Source organism: Sphingopyxis sp. (genome assembly GCF_035250425.1).
In the GTDB taxonomy this organism is placed as follows: domain Bacteria; phylum Pseudomonadota; class Alphaproteobacteria; order Sphingomonadales; family Sphingomonadaceae; genus Sphingopyxis.
This window is the reverse complement of the sequence record NZ_DATFFD010000044.1, coordinates 1-3,334: the sequence shown is the minus strand read 5'-3', so window position 1 is coordinate 3,334 and position 3,334 is coordinate 1. Positions and strand designations below refer to the sequence as shown.

Genomic DNA, 3,334 nt, shown 5'->3' with positions numbered 1-3,334 from the left:
GATCCCGCGTGCCTTTGCGGCGGCGATCAGCTTGTCCATCGCGGCGGCGTTCGCGCGCATCGATTCGACCGCGGTCGGGGCGGTCGTCGTCACGCCGGCGCCCACGGTCGCCTGGTCGGGACGCGAACGCACTTCCTCGCTGACCGAAAAGGTCAGGATGGGCCCCTGGGTCGTTGCTGCTGTCACCGTCGAACCTCCCTGCTGCGCGAGCGCGGGCGTCGCCGCCATCAACGCCAGTCCGGTTGCCATAACGGCGAACATTTGTTTCGTCATTTCATTCTCCTGTGAGCCGGGCTTTCGGTCATCTGTTATGTCCGCCCCGTAACGCAGACGGAACGAACCCGTTCCGGCCTTTGTGCGCTGCGCGCTTGCATGATGCTGAACGCGCCAGTAGCGAGCCGTTCATCATGGCAGCACCGATTTTATCTTATGAAGGCCTTGGCCTTGTGCAGGGCAGCGGCTGGCTGTTCCAGGACCTCGACATCTATGTCGGCGAACGCGACCGGCTCGCGCTGATCGGTCGCAACGGCGCTGGCAAGACGACGTTGCTCAAGCTGCTCGCCGGCCAGATCGACGCCGACAAGGGCAAGCGCGTGATCGTACCCGGAACGCATGTCGTGATGCTCGAACAGGAACCCGATTTTACGCCCTTCGCGACACTGATGGATTTTGCCGTCGCCGCGCCCAATGCGCCGGAAGAGTTCGAAGTCGCCGCGATCGCAGACCAACTCCGCATCGACATGAGCCGCACCGCCGCCAGCGCTTCGGGCGGCGAGCGCCGCCGCGCCGCGCTGGCGCGGGCATTGGCGCAGAACCCCGACGTGCTGCTGCTCGACGAGCCGACCAACCATCTCGATCTCGCGGCGATCGACTGGCTCGAAAGCTGGCTCGCGCGCTACACCGGCGCGTTCGTCGCGATCAGCCACGACCGTACTTTCCTCACCCGCTTGACGCGCCAGACCTTGTGGCTCGACCGCGGCAGCATCCGCCGCAAGGAAATCGGCTTCGGCGGCTTCGAGGAATGGAGCGACGCCGTCGCGGCGGAAGAGGCCCGCGCCGCCCAGCGCCTCGATTCGAAACTGCGGCTCGAGGCGCACTGGCTCGAACGCGGCGTCACCGCGCGCCGCAAGCGCAATCAGGGTCGGCTTGAAAAGCTGAAGGAAATGCGCGCGACCCGCGCCGCGATGATCGGCGGCCCCGGCGTCGCCAAGCTCGGCCTCGCGAACGACGACGTGCGCTCGAAATCGGTGATCGTCGCCGAGGGGGTATCGAAAAGCTTCGGCGACCGCACGATCATCAAGGATTTCGATTTCCGTGTCCAGCGCGGCGACCGCATCGGCATCGTCGGCGCGAACGGCGCGGGCAAGTCGACCCTGCTCAAGCTGCTGACCGGCGAGATCCAGCCCGACAAGGGCAAGATCACCCTCGCCCCAACGCTCGACGGCATCGTCATCGACCAGCAGCGCAGCCTGATGTCGCCCGACAAAACCGTCCGCGACATCCTCGCCGACGGCGGCGACTGGGTCGAAGTGCGCGGCGTCAAAAAGCATATTCAGGGCTATCTCAAGGAATTCCTCTTCGACCCCGGCGTCATGGAGGCAAGCGTCGGCGCGCTGTCGGGCGGCGAACGCTCGCGCCTCCTCCTCGCGCGCGAATTCGCCCGCGAATCGAACCTGCTCGTCCTCGACGAGCCGACCAACGACCTCGACCTCGAAACGCTCGATCTCTTGCAGGAAGTCATCGCCGACTATGCCGGCACCGTGCTGCTCGTCAGCCACGACCGCGACTTCCTCGACCGCACCGTCACCGTGACGCTCGGTCTCGACGGGTCGGGCAAGGTTGATATCGTCGCCGGGGGTTACGCCGATTGGGAAGCGAAGCGGATCAAGCCCAACAGCGTCAAAGCCAAGGCCGCGACCGCCGCAGCCCCGCCGCCGCCGACCGCGCGCAAGAAATTGAGCTACAAGGATCAGCGCGACTACGACCTCCTCCCCGCCCGGATTGAGGAGATCGAAAAGGAAATGGCGCAAGCCGAAACCGAATTATCGGACGGCGCTTTGTTCGCCCGCGACCATGCGCGCTTCACGGCGCTGACCGCAAAGCTCGACGCGCTCCGCGACGAGAAAGCCGCCGCCGAAGACCGCTGGCTGGCGTTGGCCGAAGAAGTCGAAGCTCTCGGCTAACCCCTTGCACGGCAGCCTGAGCTCTTCCAAAAGGCCGGTGGGCAAAGGGGGAGCAGGGGCATGGCCGAATATCTGGAGCAGCAGCAACTGAGGGGCGTCGGCGGCTGGCTTGGCTTGCTGGTCTTCATCCTCGGCATCGCCACGCCGATCCGAATCCTAATCGAGACAAAGTCAGCCGTCACCCACGCCGCGATCATGGCACAACTGCTCGGCCCGAACGTGCCAACCTATGTGCAGTTCAGCTGGGCACTCGCCGCAGCCTGCGTCGTCGGGGCGCTCTATCTCGCCTACCGGCTCGTCGCGGTCCATCGTTGGTCGACCGTAGGGATCGTGATCGTGGGACTGTGGTGCCTCTATCTGCTTCCCGCCGTCATCGATGCCGTCGTCACCTCGCTTCTCTTTTCCAAGGTCGCGGGCGGCATACTCATCGGCGCTCTGTGGTCGAGCGCCAAGGGAGCCATTGGGGCGACAATCTGGACAACCTATCTGATGGCGTCGAAGCGTGTGGCGACTACCTATGGCAAGGATGAAGCCGAAACGCTGAGGTAAAAATGGCGTCGCCCCCGCGAAGGCGGGGGCCGCAATCGGCCTAGTGCAAGGTTGCCAGCGGCCCCCGCCTTCGCGGGGGCGACGATATGATCAGATCACGTCCATATTATAGCAATGCCAGCTGAAGATCGCCGCCGCCCCGCGATGCGGGCGCCAGGCCTCCGCCAGTTCGCGCGCCTGCTTCTCGCTCGGGCGCGCGCCGAGCTGGAAGATGCGGCCGACGGCCTCCTGCACGGCGAGGTCGCCTGCGGGCCAGATGTCGGGGCGTCCTTCGGCAAAGAGGAGGTAGATTTCGGCGGACCAGCGGCCGATGCCCTTGACCCTGGTGAGCAGCGCGATCGCCTCCTCGTCGTCGGCGGGGAGGGCGTCGAATTGCAGTTCGCCGTCGAGGATCAACTGCGCGAGGCTCTTGGCATAGCCTTGTTTCTGCCCCGACAGGCCGCACGCGCGCAGCGTGTCGAAGTCGGCGGCGGCGACCGTCTCGGCGGGGCAACCCTCGCCAAACTGCGCTTCGAGCTTGTTCCAGATCGAGTTGGCGGCGGCGACGCTGACCTGTTGGCCGACGATGGTGCGCAGCAGCGTGGCATAGCCTCGCTCGCGAA

4 protein-coding genes are annotated in these 3,334 nt (G+C 65.6%); 2 read left to right on the top strand and 2 right to left on the bottom strand.

What is annotated here, in order from left to right; all coding sequences use genetic code 11:
• Positions 1-273, bottom strand: a 273-nt coding sequence (locus VJ811_RS03025; RefSeq protein WP_324070800.1) for an SIMPL domain-containing protein, incomplete at its 3' end; no start/stop codon positions are given.
• A 134-nt stretch (positions 274-407) separates the two neighbouring features.
• Here VJ811_RS03025 and VJ811_RS03020 point away from each other — a divergent pair.
• Together VJ811_RS03020 and VJ811_RS03015 are read left to right on the top strand one after the other, a co-directional pair.
• Positions 408-2,183, top strand: a complete 1,776-nt coding sequence (locus tag VJ811_RS03020; protein WP_324070799.1) for an ABC-F family ATP-binding cassette domain-containing protein — start codon at positions 408-410, stop codon at positions 2,181-2,183.
• A gap of 60 nt (positions 2,184-2,243) precedes the next feature.
• Positions 2,244-2,732 (top strand): DUF2569 family protein, encoded by a 489-nt coding sequence (locus VJ811_RS03015; RefSeq protein ID WP_324070798.1) that lies wholly within the window; start codon positions 2,244-2,246, stop codon positions 2,730-2,732.
• Between the two features lie 90 nt (positions 2,733-2,822).
• Here the strand turns inward: VJ811_RS03015 and VJ811_RS03010 are convergent.
• Positions 2,823-3,334 (bottom strand): DNA-3-methyladenine glycosylase 2 family protein (locus VJ811_RS03010; protein ID WP_324070797.1); only part of this gene is annotated, 512 nt, incomplete at its 5' end.

Coding starts and splice junctions, on each gene's coding strand:
- VJ811_RS03020 (WP_324070799.1), top strand. CDS start 408: ATGGCAGCACCGATTTTATCTTATGAAGGCCTTGGCCTTGTGCAGGGC.
- VJ811_RS03015 (WP_324070798.1), top strand. CDS start 2,244: ATGGCCGAATATCTGGAGCAGCAGCAACTGAGGGGCGTCGGCGGCTGG.